The sequence below is a fragment of the Pseudomonas sp. Root71 genome (assembly GCF_001429045.1).
Classification (GTDB): Bacteria; Pseudomonadota; Gammaproteobacteria; order Pseudomonadales; family Pseudomonadaceae; genus Aquipseudomonas; species Aquipseudomonas monachiensis.
The window spans coordinates 58,725-80,354 of the sequence record NZ_LMHY01000002.1; the positions used below are offsets into that span (position 1 = coordinate 58,725).

Genomic DNA, 21,630 nt, shown 5'->3' on the forward strand with positions numbered 1-21,630 from the left:
CTCGGTGCTGGTGTATGAGCGGACAGCCAGGCCAAGCCCGAAAAATCAGCCACGATCTGATGGGGCTTACCTCAAAGACTGCGATTCAACGCAAGAATTCGGTTTTTTAAGAAAGTGTGTCGAGCTTTTCCAGCGATCGTAGGCACATTTCCAGACCCCAGATGCAACAAAACCCGCAACTGGCGGGTTTTGGTTTGCTTCGTAGCGGGTGCAGCCGGGCTTTGAACTCCCGGCTGCCTGTACTCCGTTGTTGATGTACGCCAGCGTGGCGCGGAAGGTCAACCCGGAGGTTGGCCGTGGACCGGGTTACTTCCCGCCTTTTTTCGAGTCGGTGACGGCCTTGATGATGTCGTTGGTCTCGGCGATGCAATCATCAGTGCCTTCCTTGGTGCCTTTTGCCTGGTCGGCTTTGGCTTGCTCGACAGAGGCTTTTACCTGGTCAGTCATTTCCGGAGGAATCTGTGCCTTGCCGTTTTCGATGGTTTGCAGGTTGACCGCGCATAGGTCTTTTTCGGCCGCAAACGAAGTGGAAGCCATCATGGAAGCAGCAACGAACAAACCTAACAGCACAGAACGATTCATGTGTTTCTCCTTGAACTGAAGGTCCAGCATTGCTGGCCATCAAATCGGTTTACCGAGTTTTGGGAAAATCCCGCATTTGCGGGGCTTGATCAGTGGACTGCGGTGGCACATCAGGGTTCTTTTTTTCTGTAGAGCTGTCGATTCCGACAAGAAGCGTTAACGAAGGGCACCTTTATGCACCCTCCTTTAGATCCTGCTATCAGGGCACCCTAGCCTGGGTAACGCGGTCCACCAGATAGACTAGTCCGTGGTAGTCAATGCCGCCATGTTGCGTCAGACCGATCTCACAGGTGCGGCTGGTGGAAATCCCCTCGCTGCACTGTTTCACCGCGTCCTTGAGCGTGCGCAGCGAATGGGCGTTCAGTTCCGGGGTGGTGAAACCCTTGTCGCCGGCGAAGCCGCAGCAGTGGATACCCTCGGGAATAATCACGTTTTTGCTGCACTTGCGCGCCAGGTCGATCAACGCCTGGCTTTCTCCGAGGTGCTGGGTGCTGCAGGTTACGTGCACGGCGATCGGCGCCTCCTGAGGCTTGAAATCCAGGCGGTCCATCAGGTGTGTACGGATGAAGCGTACCGGGTCGTACAGGTCCAGACGGACTTCACCGAGGTCTTGAACCAGGCGCAAGGTGCAGGGGCTGGTGTCGCAGTAGATCGGGTCGAGCCCGCCACGGCTGGCGTGGAGCAGGGCGCCGATCAGTTCCTGTCGTTTGTGCTCGGCTTGCTCGGCGTAGCCTTTGGAGGCGAATGGCTGACCGCAGCACAGATTGTCCAGGTTGTCCGGGAACACCACCTGGTAACCGGCCTTTTCCAGCAGGCCACGGGTCTTGTCGTGCAGCGACATTTGCTCCGTATCGCCGGCTGCCGGACCCATGGCGCGGGACACACAGGCCGCCAGATAGACCACGCGCGGGCGCGCGTCCATCACCGTCGGGCTGAAGCGAATGGCTTTTTCCGGTTGCGGCATCGCGTTGGTCCATTGCGGGACCTGACCCTTGGACAGGCGCGTCAACGTCGCCGACAACTTCGCCAATCTCGGCGCCCCCAGCAACATCCGCGCGCCATTGGCCACGTGCAGGGTGAAGCGTGCACCTTGAAGTGCCGTGGCGAAATTTCCTTCGAGCCAGTTGGCGGTTTTCGTATGCGTCGCCTTCCGGCTACGCAGCTTTTTCACCAGCTCGCCGGTATTGATGCCTACAGGGCAACGCTGTGCGCACAGGCCGGTGGCGGCGCAGGTGTCGATGCCTTGATAGTCGTAGGCGGCTTCGAGTTCGGACGTATCGATGCCCGCGCGTTTCTTCGCCTGGATGTCGCGCCAGATCACGATGCGCTGGCGCGGGCTCAGGGTCAGTCCTTTCGACGGGCAAACCGGTTCGCAGAAGCCGCATTCGATGCACTTGTCCACAATCTCGTCAGCGGCGGGCAAGGGCTTGAGGTGCTTGAGGTGGATCTGTGGATCTTCGCTGAGCACCACGTCCGGATTGAGAATGCCGTTGGGGTCGAGCAGTCGTTTGAGTTGCCACATCAACTGGTAGGCATCGCTGCCCCATTCCAGTTCGACGAACGGCGCCATGTTGCGCCCGGTGCCGTGTTCGGCTTTCAGCGAACCGCCGAACTCCACCGCCACCAGTTGCGCCACGTCGTCCATGAACGCCTGATAGCGCGCGACTTCTTCCGGGCTGTTGAAACCTTGGGTGAAGACGAAGTGCAGATTGCCTTCCAGGGCGTGTCCGAAAAGGATCGCTTCGTCGTAGTGATGTTTGTCGAACAGTTCGATCAGGCGGTTGACGCCGATAGCCAGTTGTTCGACCGGAAAGGTGACGTCTTCGATGATCACCGTGGTGCCGGTCTTGCGCACGGCGCCGACGGCCGGGAAGGTGTCCTTGCGGATGGCCCAGAGACGGGCGTTTTCCTGCGGGTCTTCGGTGAAGTCGACCTGCTTTTCCACCGGGAACGCCTTCAGCGACGCCATGATCTGCGCCAGTTGCTCGTGCAGTAAGGTGGACGACGCAGCGCGGGATTCGATCAGCAAGGTGCAGGCATTGTTCGACAGATGCTGTACGAAAGCGGGCATGCCGGGTTTGTTCTGCACCGAGCGCAGGCTGCGACGGTCCAGCAGTTCCACGGCCGATACCGGTTGGCTTTTCAACACGGTGACCGCGTTGCAGCAGGTTTCGACATCCGGGAACACGATCAGCGCCGAGGCCTTGTTCGGGTGGTCGATCACGGTGTCGTAGGTCACGGCACTGATGAACCCGAGCGTGCCCTCGGAGCCCACCAGCAAGTGGCTCAAGATATCCACAGGCTCGTCGAAATCCACCAGGGCATTGAGCGACAGGCCGGTGGTATTTTTCAGACGGTATTTGTGGCGAATTTTCGCAGCCAGCTCGGCGTTGGCCCGGGTCTCGCGGCCCAGAGACGCCAAGCGCTCCAGCAGGGCGGCGTGGCTTTGGCGAAACGCCGCGACACTGGCGGTATCTTCAGTGTCGAGACGACTGCCGTCGGCCAGCACCAGACGAATGCCGGCCAGGGTGTGATAGGTGTTTTGCGCCGTGCCGCAGCACATGCCGCTGGCATTGTTGGCGACGATGCCGCCGATCTTGCAGGCATTGATCGAGGCCGGGTCCGGGCCGATCTTGCGCCCGAACGGTGCCAGCCAGGCATTGGCCTGGGCGCCGATCACCCCCGGTTGCAGGCGGATTTGCGTGCCTTGGCCGCGGATCTCGCGAGCGTTCCAGTTATCCCCCAGCACGATCAATACCGAGTCGCTGATGGCTTGGCCGGAGAGGCTGGTGCCGGCGGCGCGGAAAGTCACCGGCACCTGATCCCGTTGCGCCAGTTGCAGCAGTGCGACCACTTCGTCTTCGGACTCGACGCGGATCACCAGTTGCGGAATCAAGCGATAGAAGCTGGCGTCGGTGCCGAAGGCCAGGGTCGACAACGGGTCGTCGAAACGTCGCTCTAGGGGGATCAGTTGCTGTGCATCACGCAGGAAAGCAGCCGGTAGACTCATTGGTCCTCCAGGATCAGTACCACCAGGTCCTTCGGACCGTGGGCGCCGTACGCCAGCACTTGTTCGATGTCGGCGGTTTTCGACGGGCCGGATACCAGCAACGCGTTGGTCGGCATGCCCTGGGCCCATTCGAATTCCTGCTGCATTTGATAGAAGTTGTCGCGGATTTCACTGGCCTTGAGCAGGGCGAAATGCATCGGTGGCACCAGGCTCATCAGGCGTGGTTCTTCCCGGGTCGGCCAGAGAATAAGGCTGCCCGTGGCTGCGATGGCGCCGAGGGTTCCAGTGATGCTCGCCGGGGTGTCGTTGAACAGCTCGGCTTTCCATTCTTCAACCGGACGGTCGTAGGCCTTGAGCATTGGCAGGCCGGGATTATTCGCCCAGTGCTGCGTGATCCGTTGACCGTGGGGCGTTGTCGGTGCGATCAGCAGGCTTGGCAACTGGCGGTCCTGCAGCAACTGCGCGAGTAGCGTCGGCCACTCTTGGCCGGACGTCAGATGTGTTTCCGTGTGCACCGCTTCCATCAACTTGCGCAGTTGCGCAATGCGCTGCTCAGGGGCGTAGGTGTAAGGCTGGGTCACCAGATCGACATCGAAGTTGTCGGCCACTGGCGTGGTGCCTGTCAGGCTTTTGCGCAGTTTCGCGAGGATATTTTGCTTGGCGCTCATCAGCGGTCTCCCTGTTTGGCCAGATGTTCGCGGGCCATGTCATGCAGCGAGCGGGCAGCGGGTTTTGGTGCGCTGTGGTTTTGCGTCCATGGGCCGACGTTGCTCGGCGTGAGGGCGCGCAACCGGGTGGCGAAGAAACCGAACAGGCGATACAGCGTCGGCGAGCTGTTGAGCTTGGCCCAGGCGTTCCAGATGAACCGCTCCTTGCGCGAATACTTGCTGCCTTGACCGCGCATCACTTGATGGGGGCTGTCCGGGGCCTTGACGTTCTCTTCCCGCAGGCGTCGCAGCAAAGCAGGGATCGGGATTTTCACCGGGCAGACTTCACCGCAGGCACCGCACAGCGAAGACGCGCTCGGGTGATCCGGGACTTTCGCCAGGCCGACCATGTGCGGGGTGATGATTTTTCCGATAGGGCCGGGGTAAACCTCCCCATAGGCATGGCCGCCGATTCGGGTGTAGACCGGGCAATGATTCATACAGGCGCCGCAGCGAATGCAGTTCAGGGTCTGGCGCAGTTCGCTGTCGGCAAAGGCCTGGCTGCGGCCGTTGTCGAGCAGTACCAGGTGTACTTCTTGAGGGCCGTCGAGTTCATGCTCCTTGCGCGGACCGGAGATCATGTTGACGTAGGTGGTGATCGGAATGCCCAGGGCCGAGCGGGTCAGCAATGACAGCAACGGCACCACGTCGCGCAGGTTTTCCACGACTTTTTCGATACCTGTGACGGCGATGTGTACCGGAGGCACCGTGGTGGTCATGCGACCGTTGCCTTCGTTTTCCACCAGCAGCAGGGTGCCGGTTTCGGCCACGGCGAAGTTGACGCCGGAGACGCCGATGTCCGCTTCGAAGAATTTCTGCCGCAGGACTCTGCGGCCGATCTGAATGAGTTGGTCTACGTCCTTGGTGTATTCCACGCCAAGTTTGTCGTGGAACAAGGACGCGACCTGACCGGCGTTCTTGTGGATTGCCGGCATGATTATGTGTGAAGGCTTCTCGTGGTCGAGCTGGACGATGTACTCGCCCATGTCCGATTCCAGGCATTCAATGCCCCGATCAGCGAGGAAATGGTTCATCTCCATTTCTTCGCTGACCATCGATTTGCCCTTGATCACTTGCCGCCCCTCGTGAGCGCGGATGATCGAGAGGACGATGCCATTGGCCTCGTCCACCGTTTCCGCCCAGTGCACTGTCACACCGTTGCGGGTCAGGTTCTGTTCCAGTTGCTCGAGCAGGTCGGGCAATTTGGAGAGCGCGCGGGCACGGATTGCATTGCCCAGTGCGCGCAAGTGTTCTCTTTCATGGGCATCGCTGAACGCCGCTGCCCGTTTGGTCATCAGTGAATCCATCGCCTTGCGAAAGTTGCCTCGCAATTGCGCGTCACCCAGCGCGTTGTGGGCGCGGGTGCGGAAATCTTCTTCTACGGCAACCGTAGGAATAATCGTCGAGGTGCTCATTTCGCACCTCCGGTTCGCTGCCAGAGGAAACTGGCCAGATGCTGACCGCGCAACGCTTCCTGCTGTTTTTCCAGCGAGCCGTTGATGTTCATCAAACAGCCGCAGTCGGCACTCAACACCTTGTGCGCGCCGGATTCCTTCAGCGCCCGGGTCTTGTCAGCCACCATCGCGCCGGAAATGTCTGGCATACGGACGCTGAATGTCCCGCCAAAGCCACAGCACTCACTTTCGTGATCGTGATTGACCCGCTCCACATTGCTTAGTTGCGACAACAACTCGCGGCCGTGCAGGTGGGTGTTCATTTCACGGCGTGCCGAGCACGAGGTGTGCAGCGCCACTTTTACCGGCTCGCCGCTGTCCTTGAGCTGCACCTTGCAGACAAACAACAGAAACTCGGCCAGCTCGTAGGTCCTGGCCGCCAGGGCCTGGACCTGTTTCAACGTGTCCGGCTCGTCCTTGAACAAGTCGGCGTAATGTTCGCGCAGCATGCCCGCGCAAGAACCTGACGGCACCACCACCGGATAGTCGCCGGCAAACAACGCCAGTTGCGAGCGCGCCACTGTCCGTGCCTGTTCGGTGTAACCGGAGGTGTAGGCCGGTTGGCCGCAGCAGCTTTGCCCTTGCGGGTATTCGACACGAATGCCTTCGCGCTCCAGCAGGTGGATCGCATCCATCCCGGCTTGCGGGTAGAACAGATCGACTACGCAAGTCCCGAACAGGTAGACCCGTGACGGTTTCTCGCTGGGGTATTGCCGAGGCTCGGGCAGTGGCGGGGCGACACGGGTCGCATTCGGCACGGCGTTGTAATAAAGCTCGCTCATCAGGCGGTCTCCGGGTGGTCCCGGTTATTCGTCTGTCGAGGCTGCTGAATATAGAGCCGGAAGCTTTCAGTAGCCTTACAGACCGGGGTGTGAATAGCGGACGCCGGGGGCGTGGCCCGGCGTCGGTTTTTATCGTGTTGCCTGTAGCCCTTAGTGCACCAGCATGCCGGTGAACCAGTAGGCCTGGGCCAACGTGATCAAGCCGACAATCGTTGCAAAGAATAGGCTGTGCTTGAGGGTGAAGCGGAACAGATCCGATTCTTTGCCCACCAGACCGGTCGCGGCACAGGCCACGGCGATCGATTGTGGCGAGATCATCTTGCCGGTCACGCCACCGCTGGTGTTCGCCGCCACCAGCAAGGTGTCGTTGACACCGATCTGGTGCGCAGTGGTCGCTTGCAGCGAACTGAACAGGGCGTTGGACGAAGTATCGGAGCCGGTGAGGAACACGCCCAGCCAGCCGAGGAACGGCGAGAAGAACGGGAACGCCGCGCCGGTGCCTGCCAATACCAGGGCCATTGTCGAGGACATGCCCGAGTAGTTGGTGACGAAAGCGAAGGCCAGCACCATGCCGATGGACAGGATCGGCCAGCGCAGTTCGTAGAAGGTCTCCTTGAAAGTGGTCAGACCAGTTTTGATGTTGATCTTCAGCACCAGCATGGAGATCAGGGCCGAGAAGAAAATCGCCGTGCCGGTGGCGGAAATCGGGTCCAATTTGAACACTGCCGGAAGGGCGGTTGGCGCGGTTACGATCGGTGCGACCTTGATCACCATCTGGTCCAGGTGCGGGATGGCGAAGTTGAATACGAAGCTGTACATCGCACCGCCGGCGGCGAACATCGCCTTGAACGGCTTCAGGGTCCAGATGGTGACCAGTACGGTCAGGATCAGAAACGGCGACCAGGCCTTGAAGATTTCCCCGAGGCTGTAGGGCGAAGCCACGGTGGTGCGTTTCTGGCCGAAACCACCGACGCTGGCGCTCACCACAGAGGCCGATACAGCGCCGACGATGTGTTGGCCGGCGGCGCGTTTTGGTTGCCAGACTTTCAGGAACAGGGTCAGGGAAATCAGACTGGCCAGGGCCGAGGTGATGTCCGGCAGTTCCGGGCCGATGAAGTTCGAGGTGAAGTACTGGGTCACGGCAAAGCTCAAGCCGGCTACCAGGGCTGCCGGCCAGGTTTCCCGCACGCCGCGCAGGCCGTCCATCATGAACACCAGCCAGAATGGCACGAACAACGACAGCAGCGGCAATTGGCGACCGGTCATGGCGCCGATCTTGAACGCGTCGATACCGGTGACTTGGCCGGCAACGATGATCGGAATGCCCAGGGCACCGAATGCCACCGGCGCCGTGTTGGCGATCAGGCACAAGCCAGCGGCGTACAGCGGGTTGAAGCCAAGACCTACCAGCAGCGCAGCGGTAATCGCCACGGGTGCGCCAAAACCGGCTGCACCTTCGAGGAAGGCGCCGAAGCAGAAACCGATCAGCAGGACCTGCAGGCGCTGGTCATCGGTGATCGACAGGACCGAGCTGCGGATGACTTCAAACTGCCCGCTCTTGACTGTCAGTTTGTAGAGGAATACCGCTGCCACGATGATCCAGGCAATCGGCCACAGGCCATAGGCGAAGCCATACCCGGCGGCGGCGAACGCCATGTCGACCGGCATCTGGAAGGCGAAGATCGCCACCAGGATCGACAAAGCCAGGGTGATGCTGCCGGCCACATGCCCTTTGAGGCGGAACACGGCCAAAGCCAGGAAGAAAAACACGATGGGGATGACGGCGGCGAGTGCGGACAGGCCGAGGCTGCCGAGCGGGGTATAGAGCTGTTGCCAGGTTTGCATATGGGGTGGCCCCTAATTGTTGTTGGTCAGGCACTGATCAGCGTTCTTGGATAATTGGTAAGACCAATTTACAATCGCTGTTGGCTAGGGTAAAAGCCTTGTAGGCGGTGTGTCAATTTGCCGCCCTAAAACTTTTGTCGAATGCGAAGTGCGCAGGTCGTCTGCCTGGTATGACCAAATGCGTTGTGGCAGGTGCTGGCGCGGCGCCGATAGGCCAGAATAGAGCGCCGGCGAGCCGTCGGATCGTGGAGTAATCGAGTTATGGGGTTTGATCAGATTCGTCAGCGCCGTTTGTCTGACGATATTGTCGAGCAGCTTGAGGGCATGATCCTCGAGGGCACGCTCAAAGCGGGTGGGCGCTTGCCGGCCGAGCGCGCGCTGGCCGAGCAATTTGGCGTGTCTCGCCCTTCGTTGCGCGAAGCCATTCAGAAACTGACCGCCAAGGGCCTGCTGGTCAGTCGCCAGGGTGGTGGCAACTATGTGGTGGAATCACTGGGCAGCACCTTCAGTGATCCCTTGTTGCATCTGCTGGAAAGCAACCCCGAGGCGCAACGCGATCTGCTGGAGTTTCGCCATACGCTGGAAGCGTCTTGCGCCTACTATGCGGCGCTGCGTGCCACGGATGTGGATCGCGAGCGGCTGACCGCGGCATTCAACGAATTGCAGGACTGTTATTCGCGTCACGAAGAAGTGAGTCGTGCCGAAGAGGGTGCGGCGGACGCAAGGTTTCACCTGGCGATTGCCGAGGCCAGCCACAATGCCGTGTTGCTGCACACCATTCGCGGGCTGTTCGATCTGCTCAAGCGCAACGTGGTGACCAACATCGGTGGGATGTACAAGCAGCGCACTGAAACCCGCGACATGCTGATCACGCAGCATCGAGAGTTGTATCAGGCGATTATCGAAGGGCATGCGGAGCAGGCGCGGGAAGTTTCCAGTCGGCACATTCTGTATGTGCAGGAAGTGCTGGAAGAGGTGCGTCAGGAAGTGCAGCGCGTGGCCCGGGCGGAGCGGCGCAAGGGGATGTGACCGTTTAATGCAAAAGATCGCAGCCTTCGGCAGCTCCTACATTGGAATGCGTTCCCTGTAGGAGCTGCCGGAGGCTGCGATCTTTTTATTCGCGCCGCAATTCGCAGGCAGAAAAATCAGTCTTCCTTGCCCTTGTTGCGCACCGCACGCTGCAACTCGCGACCGGCATCGCGTTCGCGTTCGGTATCGCGCTTGTCGTATTCCTTCTTGCCCTTGCCCAGGGCGATCTCGCACTTGACCATGTGCTTGCTCCAGTACCAGGACAGGCACACGCAGGCGTAACCCTTTTGCTGCACGGCCGCGGCCAGCTTTTCCAGCTCGCGCCGGTTGAGCAGCAACTTACGGGTGCGCACGGGGTCGGCGATGACGTGGGTACTGGCGGTCGTCAGGGGCGTAATGTGGCTGCCGAGCAGCCAGGCTTCGCCATCCTTGAGCAGCACGTAGCTGTCAACCAGCTGCAGCTTGCTTGCCCGCAGACTTTTTACTTCCCAGCCGGCCAGGACCAGACCAGCCTCGAAACGATGCTCGATGAAGTAATCGTGTCGCGCCTTTTTGTTTTGCGCGATGGTCCCTGTTGGGTGTTTCTTCTGTTTAGCCATAGGGGCGGCATTATAGGGAGTTGCACGCGAGTCGGCTACGGTGTTGCTACGTGCTTGAGCAGGTTGATTGAATCCCGGACAATGCGGCCTCTTTTTTGAACGCTTGGGCGTGATAACGATGTCGACAGACAAGGTTTCTGTCCACGGCAGTTGGGCTAGCCGCTGGGTCTTCATACTCGCCGCGACCGGTTCGGCCGTGGGGCTGGGTAGTATCTGGAAATTCCCGTACATGGTCGGCGTCTATGGCGGCGGTGCCTTCGTGCTGATGTTCCTGGCCTGCATCGCGCTGATCGGGGTGCCGGTCATGCTGGCGGAAACCCTGATCGGCCGGCGTGCCCGGCAGAGCCCGGCCAATGCCTTGAAGATCCTGGCGACAGAGGCGGGGCACTCGGCCAAATGGTCCTGGGGCGCTTTTGCCGGGATGATCACCGCGTTGCTGATCCTGTCGTTCTACAGTGTGGTCGGCGGCTGGTCGCTGGACTACATCATCGACATGGGGCGTGGCGATTTTCAGGGGGCGACGCCTGATCAGGTGGGGGCTTACTTCGGCAATGTGATCGCCGATCCCTGGCGCCTGACACTTTGGCACACCATTTTCATGCTGTTGTCCGCGGTGGTGATCGCCAAGGGCGTGGTTGCCGGGCTTGAACGCAGTTTGCGCATCATGATGCCGCTGCTGTTCGTGATGATCCTCGTGTTGTTGGGCTACAGCATGACCACCGGGCATTTCATGGCGGGCGTGCATTTCATGTTCGACTTCCACCCGGAAAAGGTCATGGACGGCTTGTTGCCCGCGATGGGGCATGCGTTCTTTTCCCTGAGCGTGGGCGTCGGCTCGATCATGATCTACGGCGCCTACATGCCGAAGAACTCGTCGATTTCAGGGACGGTCGTTGGCGTGGCGCTGCTCGATACCTTCGTTTCCCTGGTGGCCGGCCTGGCATTGTTTCCGATTGTTTTTGCGGCGGGCCTGAATCCGAGCGAGGGACCGGGGCTGATGTTCGTCAGCCTGCCGTTTGCCTTCGGTAACGTGGCGTTCGGGCAATTGATGGGGGTGGTGTTCTTCGTGCTGGTGGCGGTCGCTGCCTGGAGTTCGGCGATTTCCCTGCTTGAGCCGATGGTGGCCTACCTGGTCGAGCGCACTAAAGTGAGCCGAGCCTGGGTCACCTTCTGGCTGGCGTTCAGCTGCTGGTTTGTCGGCCTGGGCACGGTGTTCTCCTTCAATATCTGGAAGGAGGCGAAGTTCTTCGTGAACGAAGGCGGGATGTTCCACCTCTACCAATGGGGAGCCGCCGGTGGTCTCGACTTCTTCGGTGTGATCGATTTCTTCACCTCGCGACTCATGTTGCCGCTTGGCGGTTTGTGTTTCGTGGTGTTTGCGGGCTGGATCATGGGGCGCGAAGCGGTGCGCGACGAGTTGTCGATCCGTAACCCTGCGCTGTTTGGCCTGTCCTTGTTCTTGATGCGCTATGTGGCGCCCATCGGCATTCTCGTAGTGTTTGCCGCCCAGCTGTGGAAGTGACGCTGACATGACGACACACATTTCACGTTCGGCCTTGCTGCCGTACCCGGCACAAGCGCTGTATGACCTGGTCAACGACGTGGCGCGCTATCCGGAGTTTCTGCCGTGGTGCTCGTCCGCCGAAGTCCTGGAGAGCTCACCTGAGCATATGCGGGCGAGCGTCGGCGTGGCGAAGGGCGGCCTCAGCCAGCATTTCGTGACGCGCAACACGCTGGTTCCGGGGCAGTCGATCGAAATGAACCTCGAAGAGGGCCCTTTCACCCAATTGCATGGCATCTGGGTATTCAAGGCGTTGACCGACAAAGCCTGCAAGATCAGCCTCGATCTGTCGTTCGATTATGCCGGGCCGCTGGTTCGTGCCACCTTGGGACCGCTGTTCAATCAGGCGGCCAATACTTTGGTGGATGCGTTCTGCCAGCGCGCCAAGCAGATACATGGTTGAGGTCATGATTGAAGTCGAGGTGGTCTACGCGGCCGAAGACCGTCAGGTGCTGCTGACAGTGACCGTGCCTGTTGGAACGACCGTGCGGGCGACCTTGCTCAGGTCGGCCGTGGCCGAAGAGTTTCCGGAGCTGGATCTGGCCCATTGCCCTGTGGGGATCTTCGGCAAGGTGGTAGCTGATCCGGAGAGTCGGGCAGTCCAGGCTGGGGATCGCATCGAGATTTACCGCCCGTTGCTGGCCGATCCGAAAGAGGTGCGCCGACTGCGTGCGGCGAAAGCGGCCGAGGCCAAGGCGCGGAATCAGTGATTGGCTGGAACGCCAGACAATAAAAAGCCCGGGCATGCCGGGCTTTTTATTGCGTCGCAAATTATTGCGGCGAGGTGTCCAGTGGTTGCGGCGTCGGGACCGGAACGGTTTCTACACCGTCGACGTCCTTCTGGATCTGATCCAGCAACGAACCTGGCTTGACCGGTTTTTCCGGTTTTGGCTTCTCGACGTTTTCTGCCGGGGCGGCCACTGTCGTGCCGCTGTCCTTGCCGAGAATGGCTTCGTCACGGCTCACGCCTGGCATGAAATCACCAGAGAGGCTGACAAGCTGATCATTTGGGTTGAAGATAACGCTGACGCGTTCCTGTTGGCGTTCACCGCCACCCGGTTGCAGGCTGTACAGATAATCCCAGCGATCGGCATGGAACGTGTCGGTCAGCAGAGGGTTGCCCATGATAAACCGTACTTGCTTACGGGTCATTCCCGGGCGTAACTGGTCTATCATGTCCTGCGTGACGACATTGCCCTGCTGGATGTCGATTTTGTAAACCCCGGGGAATGAACAACCGGCGAGTGCGAGCAGTCCCACAAAGGTGAAACTGGTTAGCAAGAGCTTGGTGTTTTGCATCGGTGGGCGACTTCCACTATCTTGGCTGGGACAACGTAAACGCCGATCATACCCGCATTAAGAGAAGCTGCGAAGCAGCATCGCGAGAAAGCTGACCATGGTTGAAAATAGCGAACTACGCAAAGCCGGCCTCAAAGTGACCCTGCCACGGGTCAAAATTCTGCAAATGCTCGATTCCGCCGAGCAGCGCCACATGAGTGCCGAGGATGTCTACAAGGCCCTTATGGAGGCTGGTGAGGACGTCGGTCTGGCCACGGTTTACCGTGTTCTGACCCAGTTCGAGGCAGCTGGCCTTGTGGTGCGGCACAACTTCGATGGAGGCCATGCGGTCTTCGAGCTGGACGACGGAAAGCATCACGACCATATGGTCAACGTCGAAACCAGCGAAGTGATCGAATTCTTCGACGAAGAAATCGAGCGGCTTCAGAAAGCAATCGTCGACAAGTATGGCTTCGAGATGGTTGATCACAATCTGGTGCTGTACGTGCGCAAGAAAAAGTAAGCATGTCGCGCGAACCTGAGGTTCGCGAAACGAACGAAGGCGACCCCAGGGTCGCCTTCGTGCTTTCTGCCTTTATTTATTCAGGCTTTTGCGGCCACCACCATTTTTTTGGCGTGCGCCAGGGACTCCTTGGTGAGATCGATGCCCCCCAGCATCCGTGCGACTTCTTCGACGCGGTCGTTTTTGCTCAATTTGGAAACAGCCGTGCGGGTGGCATCTTCGCCGCGCACTTTATGCACAAATAGATGTTGATGACCTTGCGCTGCTACTTGCGGCAAGTGCGTCACGGTCAGTACCTGTCCGCGTTCTCCGAGGCGCCGCAACAGTTGGCCGACGATTTCTGCTGTCGGACCACCGATACCAACGTCTACTTCGTCGAACACCAGGGTCGGTACGCGGGAGGTCTGCGCGGTGATCACCTGGATCGCCAGGCTGATCCGTGACAGCTCGCCTCCGGAGGCGACTTTTGCCAAGGCTTTCAAGGGTTGGCCCGGGTTGGCGCTGACCAGCAGTTCAACCTGTTCAAGTCCGTTAGGCAGCAGTTCGTCGCTGCTGTTTGGGCGCAGTTCGATGGTGAAGCGCCCGCCAGGCATGCCCAGGCGCTGGATTTCCAGCTCCACGGCGCTGGCCAGGCTGCTCGAGGCCTGATGACGCAGGTCGCTCAGTTCCCGAGCCTTTTCCTGATAATGACGAGCGTATGAAGACAGTTCGTCGCTCAGCCGCTCGATGGATTCGTCGTTGGCGTTGAGGGTTTCGATTTCATCCAGCAGTTTCTGCTGCATCTCTGCGACTTCGGTCGGCTGGATGCGGTGTTTGCGCGCCAGGGTGTAGATCGCGTCGAGGCGTTCTTCGAGGTATTGAAGGCGCGACGGATCGGCGTCGAAGTTGTCGAGGAAGCGGTTCAGTTCACCAACGGCCTCTTCAACCTGGATCTGTGCGCTGGTCAGCAAGCTGCTGGCTTCGCCCAGTGCACCGATCGTACTGTTCGCGCTCGACAGGCGGTTGAGGCTGGCGGTGAGGGCGTTCAGGACATTTCCGGAATCGCTCTCACTGCATTGCTCGACGACTTGTCGGCAGATGCCGAGCAGGGTCTCGGCGTTGGTCAGGTTCTTGTGTTCCTGCTCGAGCTGCTCCAGTTCGTTGTCGCCAAGGCCAAGGTTCTCCAGCTCCTCGAGTTGATAACTGAGCAACTGATGGCGGGCGCGTTGCTCATCGCCGGAGTTGGAGAGTCGCTCCAGTTCCTGGCGGGTCTGGCGCCAGCGCTGGGCGGCGAGTTGAACCTGGCGGGCCAGATCGGTCGCGCCGGCATATTCATCGAGCAGGCGACGGTGGGTATCGGTCTTGAGCAGGGATTGGTGTTCGTGCTGGCTGTGAATGTCGATCAGCAGTTCACCCAGCGCCTTGAGGTCGCCAAGCGGGCAGGGCGTGCCGTTGATGTAGCCACGCGAGCGCCCTTCGGATGTGATGACCCGGCGCAGGATGCACGGGCCGTCGTTTTCGAGGTCGCGTTCGGCCAGCCAGGCGCTGGCTTCCGGAATGTCGACCAGATCGAAGGTGGCCAGGATATCGGCCTTGTCGGCGCCGGGGCGGACCACGCCACTGTCGGCGCGATCGCCCAGGGTAAGGCCCAGCGCGTCGAGCATGATTGACTTGCCCGCGCCGGTTTCCCCGGTGATCACGCTCATCCCGCGATCGAGTTCGAGATCGAGATGTTCAACGATGGCGTAGTTGTGTACGGACAGGTGCACCAGCATATGGGCCGCTCCCAGGTGTTAGGTCTGGTTATTTATACAGTGTTTTGTTTCCGGCTGACAATGCCCCTCGTTAGCTCGATTCGCTCGGTCCGACGAAAGCCTTATCGCGGCCGGGAATGACAAAGCAGTTGTTTTTTGTAGGGTTAATCGTCGGACCCCCTTGAAGCCGGATTTTGTGGCCCCATATAGCTGGGCAGAAGCGCGAGTTGAGCTCGCGGACGAAATTGAAAGGAGAAATCTATGGCTGACGAACAGACAGTGGATACGCAAAACCCAGACGCCAACCAGGCGCCCGAGGCTTCGGGTGATGACCTGGCGGCTCGTGTACAAGTGCTCGAAGAGCAACTGGCAGGCGCTCAGGATCAGGCTTTGCGTGTAGCCGCCGATCTGCAGAACGTCCGCCGTCGCGCCGAGCAGGATGTGGAAAAGGCTCACAAGTTCGCGCTGGAAAAATTCGCTAGCGACCTGCTGCCGATCGTCGACAGCCTGGAGCGCGGCCTGGAACTGTCCAGCCCGGACGACGAAAGCATCCGTCCGATGCGCGAAGGCATCGAGCTGACCCTGAAAATGTTCCACGACACCCTCAAGCGTTATCAGCTTGAAGCGATCGATCCCCATGGCGAACCGTTCAACGCCGTTCACCATCAGGCGATGGCCATGCAGGAAAGCGCTGACGTCGAGCCGAACAGCGTTCTGAAGGTGTTCCAGAAGGGCTATCAGCTCAATGGCCGCCTGCTGCGCCCGGCGATGGTCGTGGTCAGCAAGGCGCCTGCGCCGGTTTCGCCTTCGATTGACGAGCAGGCTTGAAATCCGCCGCAAGGCCCCCATTTATAAGTCAAGCGTTTAAGTGCTACCGCAGTTAGCCACCACTGCTGCGGCAACCAAATCCAAAGTTTCGGGAGAGTGAACATGGGCAAAATTATCGGTATCGACCTGGGGACTACCAACTCCTGCGTCTCCGTGCTGGAAAACGGCAAGGCAAAAGTTATTGAAAACGCTGAAGGCGCGCGTACCACGCCGTCGATCATCGCTTACGCCAACGATGGCGAAATCCTGGTTGGCCAGTCGGCCAAGCGTCAGGCCGTGACCAATCCGCATAACACCCTGTATGCGGTGAAGCGTCTGATCGGTCGTCGTTTCGACGAAGAAGTCGTGCAGAAAGACATCCAGATGGTCCCTTACAAGATCGTCAAGGCTGACAACAGCGACGCCTGGGTTGAAGTGAACGGCCAGAAAATGGCACCGCCACAAATCTCGGCTGAAATCCTGAAAAAAATGAAGAAGACCGCCGAAGACTATCTCGGCGAGACCGTGACTGAAGCGGTGATCACCGTTCCGGCCTACTTCAACGACAGCCAGCGTCAGGCCACCAAAGACGCCGGCCGCATCGCTGGCCTGGACGTAAAACGTATCATCAACGAACCAACCGCAGCCGCTCTGGCTTACGGCATGGACAAAGCCAAGGGCGATCACACCGTGATCGTTTACGACCTGGGTGGTGGTACTTTCGACGTTTCCGTGATCGAGATCGCTGAAGTCGATGGCGAGCACCAGTTCGAAGTACTGGCCACCAACGGTGACACGTTCCTGGGCGGTGAAGACTTTGACATTCGTCTGATCGACTACCTCGTCGACGAATTCAAGAAAGAAAGCGGCATGAACCTCAAAGGCGACCCGCTGGCCATGCAGCGCCTGAAAGAAGCCGCTGAAAAAGCCAAGATCGAACTGTCCTCGAGCCAGTCGACCGACGTGAACCTGCCGTACATCACTGCAGACGCCACCGGTCCTAAGCACCTGAACGTGAAGATCTCCCGCGCCAAGCTCGAAGCGCTGGTGGAAGACCTGGTTCAGCGCACCATCGAACCTTGCCGCATCGCAATGAAAGATGCCGGTATCGACGTTGGCGCGATCAACGACGTGATCCTGGTGGGCGGTCAGACCCGTATGCCACTGGTTCAGAAGCTGGTCACCGAGTTCTTCGGTAAAGAAGCTCGTAAAGACGTCAACCCGGACGAAGCGGTTGCCATGGGTGCTGCCATCCAGGGCGCGGTACTGGCTGGTGACGTGAAAGACGTTCTGCTGCTCGACGTCAGCCCGCTGACCCTGGGTATCGAAACCATGGGTGGCGTGATGACCGCGCTGATCGAGAAAAACACCACGATTCCTACCAAGAAATCGCAAGTGTTCTCGACTGCCGACGACAACCAGGGCGCCGTGACCATTCACGTGCTGCAAGGCGAGCGTAAGCAAGCCGCACAGAACAAGTCCCTGGGCAAGTTCGATCTGGCCGACATTCCACCAGCTCCACGTGGCGTGCCACAGATCGAAGTGACCTTCGACATCGACGCCAACGGCATCCTGCACGTAGGTGCGAAGGACAAGGCTACCGGCAAGACTCAGTCGATCGTGATCAAGGCTAACTCCGGTCTGTCCGACGAAGAAATCGAGCGCATGGTGCGTGATGCCGAGGCGAACGCCGAGGAAGACCGCAAGTTCGAAGAACTGGCCGCTGCCCGCAACCAGGGTGACGCACTGGTTCACTCGACGCGCAAAATGGTTGCCGATGCCGGCGATAAAGTGAGCGCTGAAGAGAAGACTGCAATCGAAGCGGCCGTAGTTGCCCTGGAAGCCGCTGTTAAAGGCGACGACAAGGCTGCTATCGACGCCAAGGTTGAGGAGCTGTCCAAGGTCTCCGCTCCAGTGGCGCAGAAGATGTACGCCGAACAGGCTCAGCCTGCTGAAGGCGCTGCACCGCACGACGACAAGGCGGAAAAGGCTGACGACGTTGTCGATGCCGAGTTCGAAGAAGTCAAAGACCACAAGTAAGTTGTTGGTCGGCCGGTTGACTGCCTCAAGGCGGTGACTGGTAGGATGTCGCCGCGCGGGAGCTTGCTCCCGCGTTGGCGTATCTGGAATACGCGAATTTTTACAGCATGCGACAGCGGTCGCGTGTTGTTGGTATGGCCGGGAATGCTCCTGCTTTTCGTGCCGCAAGTACCGCAAGAATCAAAGACCAGGATCGTTGAATTGACGTGAGTTGGGTCCGGGCCTGTATTGGGGCTCAACGAGTTCGGCAAACTCAGGAGGGTTTTGTCGGACGTCCTCAAGAGTGCAAAGACTTATGGCAAAGCGTGACTATTACGAAGTGTTGGGTGTTGAGCGTGGCTCAAGCGAAGCGGACCTGAAAAAGGCCTACCGTCGCCTGGCAATGAAGCATCACCCGGACCGTAATCCCGATGACAAAGCGTCGGAAGACATGTTCAAGGAGGCCAACGAGGCCTACGAAGTGCTGTCCGACTCCAGCAAGCGCGCGGCATACGACCAGTATGGCCATGCCGGTGTCGACCCGAGCATGGGTGGCGGCGGTGCCGGTTTCGGTGGTCAGAACTTCTCCGACATCTTTGGCGATGTCTTCAGTGACTTCTTCGGTGGTGGTCGCGGCGGTTCCCGTGGCGGCGCTCAGCGCGGCAGTGACTTGCGCTACACCCTGGAACTGGACCTCGAAGAAGCGGTGCGCGGTACGACCGTGAATATCCGCGTTCCGACGCTGGTCAACTGCAAGCCTTGCGACGGCTCCGGTGCCAAGAAGGGTTCTGCGCCCGTGACCTGCCCGACTTGCGGCGGTATCGGCCAGGTGCGCATGCAGCAAGGTTTCTTCTCGGTGCAACAGACCTGCCCGCGCTGCCATGGCCAGGGCAAGATCATTTCCGATCCGTGCGACTCCTGCCACGGCGAAGGTCGTGTCGAAGAGTACAAGACCCTGTCGGTGAAAGTGCCGGCCGGTGTCGATACCGGTGACCGCATTCGTCTGTCCGGTGAGGGCGAGGCGGGTGCCCAGGGTGGGCCGACTGGCGACCTGTACGTGGTGATCAATGTGCGCGAGCACTCGATTTTCCAGCGCGATGGCAAGCATCTGTTCTGCGAAGTGCCGATCAGCTTCGTCGATGCGGCGCTGGGTGGCGAGCTGGAGATTCCGACCCTTGATGGTCGGGTCAAGCTGAAGATTCCTGAGGGGACCCAGACCGGCAAGCAGTTCCGTGTACGTGGCAAGGGTGTCGCGCCTGTGCGTGGCGGTGGTGCTGGCGACTTGATGTGCCGTGTGGCGGTCGAGACTCCGGTCAACCTGAGCCGTCGCCAGCGTGAAATGCTCGAGGAGTTCCGTAGTTCGCTGGCGGATGACAACAGCCATTCGCCAAAAACCACCGGTTGGTTCGAAGGCGTGAAGCGTTTCTTCGGCGATTTGTAAGGAGGCAGGCATGCGACGTATTGCAGTGATGGGCGCCGCCGGGCGCATGGGCAAGACCCTGATTGAAGCGGTGCAGCAAACTCCGGGCGCCGGTCTGACGGCGGCGGTGGATCGCCCCGACAGCACGCTGGTCGGCGCGGATGCCGGTGAGCTGGCTGCGCTGGGTCGTATCGGCGTGCCTCTGTCCGGTGATCTGGATCGGGTGGTCGACGAGTTCGACGTGCTGATCGACTTCACTCACCCGACGGTGACCCTGAAGAACCTGGCTTTCTGCCGTAAACACGGCAAGGCCATGATCATCGGTACCACCGGTTTCAGCGTTGAAGAGAAGCAACTGCTGGCGGAAGCGGGCAAGGACATTCCGATTGTCTTCGCGGCCAACTTCAGTGTCGGGGTCAACCTGTGCCTGAAGCTGCTCGACACGGCCGCTCGCGTGTTGGGCGACGATGTCGATATCGAAATCACCGAAGCTCACCATCGGCATAAAGTCGACGCGCCGTCCGGCACTGCCGTGCGCATGGGTGAGGTGATTGCCGATGCGTTGGGTCGCGACCTGAAGAAAGTGGCGGTGTACGGTCGTGAGGGGCAGACCGGCGCTCGTGAGCGCGAGACCATTGGTTTCGCCACCGTACGCGCTGGCGACATCGTTGGTGACCACACCGTGCTGTTCGCTGCCGACGGCGAGCGTGTCGAGATCACCCACAAGGCTTCCAGTCGCATGACGTTCGCCAAGGGCGCGGTACGTGCTGCTTTGTGGCTGGACGGGCGCGAGCCTGGCCTTTACGACATGCAAGACGTGCTCGATTTGCGTTAATATGCACCCGAAATCGGGCTCGCGCACCGCGTTTGAGCCCGGTTTTGTTCCGCCAAGCGACGTCCTGTCGCATTCTCCAGCCTTTAAGGCTCATTGGCGGTAGACCAAAAAAGCCTTTTTCTGTAAGCTACAGCTTTAGTGTGTCCACTAAAAGCGCGCAGAATAATTCAGTGAAGAAGCGGGGTGACGTGTCCATACGTCACTCCGCTTTTTTACAACCTGCGATCGCCCTTTCAGGCTTTATTTACGGGAGGTCTTCTTGACTAAGCCAGCCATACTCGCCCTTGCTGATGGCAGCATTTTTCGCGGCGAAGCCATTGGAGCCGACGGTCAAACCGTTGGTGAGGTGGTGTTCAACACCGCAATGACCGGCTATCAGGAAATCCTTACCGATCCTTCCTACGCCCAACAAATCGTTACCCTGACTTACCCGCACATCGGCAACACCGGCACCACGCCGGAGGACGCCGAGTCCAACCGCGTCTGGTCTGCCGGCCTGGTCATTCGTGACCTGCCACTGGTGGCGAGCAACTGGCGTAACACGATGTCCCTGTCCGACTACCTGAAGGCCAACAATGTTGTGGCCATCGCCGGTATCGACACCCGCCGCCTGACGCGCATCCTGCGTGAAAAAGGCGCGCAGAACGGCTGCATCATGGCCGGTGACAACATTTCCGAAGCTGCCGCCATCGCCGCCGCCCAGGGTTTCCCTGGCCTCAAGGGCATGGACCTGGCGAAAGTCGTCAGCACCAAGGAAAGCTACGAGTGGCGCTCGACTGTCTGGGATCTGAAAACCGACAGCCACGCAACCATCGAAGCCTCCGAGCTGCCGTACCATGTGGTTGCCTACGACTACGGCGTCAAGGTGAACATCCTGCGCATGCTGGTCGAGCGCGGTTGCCGCGTGACTGTCGTGCCTGCGCAAACTCCTGCCGCCGACGTTCTGGCGCTGAAGCCGGACGGCGTGTTCCTGTCCAACGGCCCTGGTGATCCGGAGCCTTGCGACTACGCGATCCAGGCGATCAAGGATGTGCTGGAAACCGAGATCCCGGTCTTCGGTATCTGCCTCGGTCACCAGTTGCTGGCCCTGGCCTCCGGCGCCAAGACCCTGAAAATGGGTCACGGCCACCACGGTGCCAACCACCCCGTCCAGGACCTGGACAGCGGTGTGGTGATGATCACCAGCCAGAACCACGGTTTTGCCGTAGACGAAGCGACCCTGCCGGCCAACGTTCGCGCGATCCACAAATCGCTGTTCGACGGCACCCTGCAAGGTATCGAGCGTACCGACAAGAGCGCCTTCAGCTTCCAGGGTCACCCGGAAGCCAGCCCTGGCCCGAACGACGTAGCGCCATTGTTCGATCGCTTCATCACCGAGATGGCCAAGCGACGCTGATCGCTCGCCCTGATGTAGCAAAGCTTGAGGGTGGCCCCGTACCGGCGGCC

The 21,630-nt window shown here is 59.8% G+C and carries 19 protein-coding genes; 10 read left to right on the plus strand and 9 right to left on the minus strand.

The genetic code is table 11. From position 1 onward, the window contains the following. Window positions 1–306: 306 nt before the first annotated feature. The 6 genes from ASD95_RS03510 to ASD95_RS03535 all read right to left on the minus strand — a co-directional run bounded on the left by ASD95_RS03510 (window position 307) and on the right by ASD95_RS03535 (window position 8,380). Window positions 307–582 carry a hypothetical protein gene (locus ASD95_RS03510; protein ID WP_056728196.1) on the minus strand — a complete coding sequence of 92 codons (276 nt, stop codon included), beginning with the start codon at window positions 580–582 and terminating at the stop codon, window positions 307–309. A gap of 199 nt (window positions 583–781) precedes the next feature. Next, window positions 782–3,592 carry an FAD-binding and (Fe-S)-binding domain-containing protein gene (locus ASD95_RS03515; protein ID WP_056728197.1) on the minus strand — a complete coding sequence of 937 codons (2,811 nt, stop codon included), beginning with the start codon at window positions 3,590–3,592 and terminating at the stop codon, window positions 782–784. Next, window positions 3,589–4,260, minus strand: a complete 672-nt coding sequence (locus ASD95_RS03520; protein ID WP_056728199.1) for a LutC/YkgG family protein — start codon at window positions 4,258–4,260, stop codon at window positions 3,589–3,591. Before ASD95_RS03520 ends, ASD95_RS03515 begins: the two co-directional genes overlap by 4 nt. Further along, the gene (locus ASD95_RS03525; RefSeq protein WP_056728201.1) at window positions 4,260–5,714 is read right to left on the minus strand and encodes a LutB/LldF family L-lactate oxidation iron-sulfur protein; all 1,455 of its coding nucleotides are present in this window, start codon (window positions 5,712–5,714) and stop codon (window positions 4,260–4,262) included. Before ASD95_RS03525 ends, ASD95_RS03520 begins: the two co-directional genes overlap by 1 nt. Beyond that, window positions 5,711–6,535: a (Fe-S)-binding protein gene (locus ASD95_RS03530; RefSeq protein WP_056728203.1), complete on the minus strand. Its 825-nt coding sequence runs from the start codon at window positions 6,533–6,535 to the stop codon at window positions 5,711–5,713. Before ASD95_RS03530 ends, ASD95_RS03525 begins: the two co-directional genes overlap by 4 nt. A gap of 150 nt (window positions 6,536–6,685) precedes the next feature. Next, the gene (locus tag ASD95_RS03535) at window positions 6,686–8,380 is read right to left on the minus strand and encodes a lactate permease LctP family transporter (RefSeq protein WP_056728206.1); all 1,695 of its coding nucleotides are present in this window, start codon (window positions 8,378–8,380) and stop codon (window positions 6,686–6,688) included. A 261-nt stretch (window positions 8,381–8,641) separates the two neighbouring features. On the opposite strand from ASD95_RS03535, the gene ASD95_RS03540 reads away from it, so the two are divergent. Beyond that, window positions 8,642–9,409: an FCD domain-containing protein gene (locus tag ASD95_RS03540; RefSeq protein ID WP_056728208.1), complete on the plus strand. Its 768-nt coding sequence runs from the start codon at window positions 8,642–8,644 to the stop codon at window positions 9,407–9,409. 116 nt (window positions 9,410–9,525) lie between these two features. Here ASD95_RS03540 and smpB read toward each other — a convergent pair whose 3' ends face one another. Next, window positions 9,526–10,008: an SsrA-binding protein SmpB gene (gene smpB / locus ASD95_RS03545; protein WP_008057382.1), complete on the minus strand. Its 483-nt coding sequence runs from the start codon at window positions 10,006–10,008 to the stop codon at window positions 9,526–9,528. Between the two features lie 118 nt (window positions 10,009–10,126). Between smpB and ASD95_RS03550 the strand changes: the two genes are divergently transcribed. Genes ASD95_RS03550 through ASD95_RS03560 form a run of 3 tightly spaced genes read left to right on the plus strand, consistent with a single transcriptional unit; the run spans window position 10,127 to window position 12,279 of the window. Further along, window positions 10,127–11,530, plus strand: coding sequence for a sodium-dependent transporter (locus ASD95_RS03550; protein ID WP_056728211.1), 1,404 nt, complete (start codon window positions 10,127–10,129; stop codon window positions 11,528–11,530). A gap of 7 nt (window positions 11,531–11,537) precedes the next feature. Next, a complete protein-coding gene (locus tag ASD95_RS03555; RefSeq protein ID WP_046038689.1) occupies window positions 11,538–11,972 on the plus strand; it encodes a type II toxin-antitoxin system RatA family toxin in 435 nt (144 codons plus the stop codon). Next, entirely contained in the window at window positions 11,965–12,279 is a 315-nt protein-coding gene (locus tag ASD95_RS03560; protein WP_056728213.1) for an RnfH family protein, read from the plus strand. The genes ASD95_RS03555 and ASD95_RS03560 overlap by 8 nt, the downstream gene beginning before the upstream one ends. Window positions 12,280–12,340: 61 nt before the next feature. On the opposite strand, the gene ASD95_RS03565 is transcribed toward ASD95_RS03560, so the two are convergent. After that, window positions 12,341–12,868: an outer membrane protein assembly factor BamE gene (locus ASD95_RS03565; protein WP_056728218.1), complete on the minus strand. Its 528-nt coding sequence runs from the start codon at window positions 12,866–12,868 to the stop codon at window positions 12,341–12,343. Between the two features lie 97 nt (window positions 12,869–12,965). On the opposite strand from ASD95_RS03565, the gene fur reads away from it, so the two are divergent. Next, window positions 12,966–13,370, plus strand: coding sequence for a ferric iron uptake transcriptional regulator (fur, locus tag ASD95_RS03570; protein ID WP_003197684.1), 405 nt, complete (start codon window positions 12,966–12,968; stop codon window positions 13,368–13,370). 80 nt (window positions 13,371–13,450) lie between these two features. Here fur and recN read toward each other — a convergent pair whose 3' ends face one another. Beyond that, window positions 13,451–15,124 carry a DNA repair protein RecN gene (gene recN / locus ASD95_RS03575; protein ID WP_056728219.1) on the minus strand — a complete coding sequence of 558 codons (1,674 nt, stop codon included), beginning with the start codon at window positions 15,122–15,124 and terminating at the stop codon, window positions 13,451–13,453. A gap of 240 nt (window positions 15,125–15,364) precedes the next feature. Between recN and grpE the strand changes: the two genes are divergently transcribed. The 5 genes from grpE (at window position 15,365) to carA (ending at window position 21,580) form a co-directional block, all read left to right on the plus strand. Beyond that, window positions 15,365–15,931, plus strand: coding sequence for a nucleotide exchange factor GrpE (gene grpE, locus ASD95_RS03580; protein ID WP_056728221.1), 567 nt, complete (start codon window positions 15,365–15,367; stop codon window positions 15,929–15,931). A 102-nt stretch (window positions 15,932–16,033) separates the two neighbouring features. Continuing rightward, window positions 16,034–17,950: a molecular chaperone DnaK gene (gene dnaK, locus ASD95_RS03585; RefSeq protein ID WP_056728222.1), complete on the plus strand. Its 1,917-nt coding sequence runs from the start codon at window positions 16,034–16,036 to the stop codon at window positions 17,948–17,950. Between the two features lie 295 nt (window positions 17,951–18,245). Beyond that, window positions 18,246–19,370: a molecular chaperone DnaJ gene (dnaJ, locus tag ASD95_RS03590; RefSeq protein ID WP_056728224.1), complete on the plus strand. Its 1,125-nt coding sequence runs from the start codon at window positions 18,246–18,248 to the stop codon at window positions 19,368–19,370. Window positions 19,371–19,380: 10 nt separating this feature from the next. Then, the gene (dapB, locus tag ASD95_RS03595; RefSeq protein ID WP_056728226.1) at window positions 19,381–20,184 is read left to right on the plus strand and encodes a 4-hydroxy-tetrahydrodipicolinate reductase; all 804 of its coding nucleotides are present in this window, start codon (window positions 19,381–19,383) and stop codon (window positions 20,182–20,184) included. A gap of 259 nt (window positions 20,185–20,443) precedes the next feature. Continuing rightward, the gene (carA, locus tag ASD95_RS03600; protein WP_046038697.1) at window positions 20,444–21,580 is read left to right on the plus strand and encodes a glutamine-hydrolyzing carbamoyl-phosphate synthase small subunit; all 1,137 of its coding nucleotides are present in this window, start codon (window positions 20,444–20,446) and stop codon (window positions 21,578–21,580) included. Window positions 21,581–21,630 lie beyond the last annotated feature (50 nt).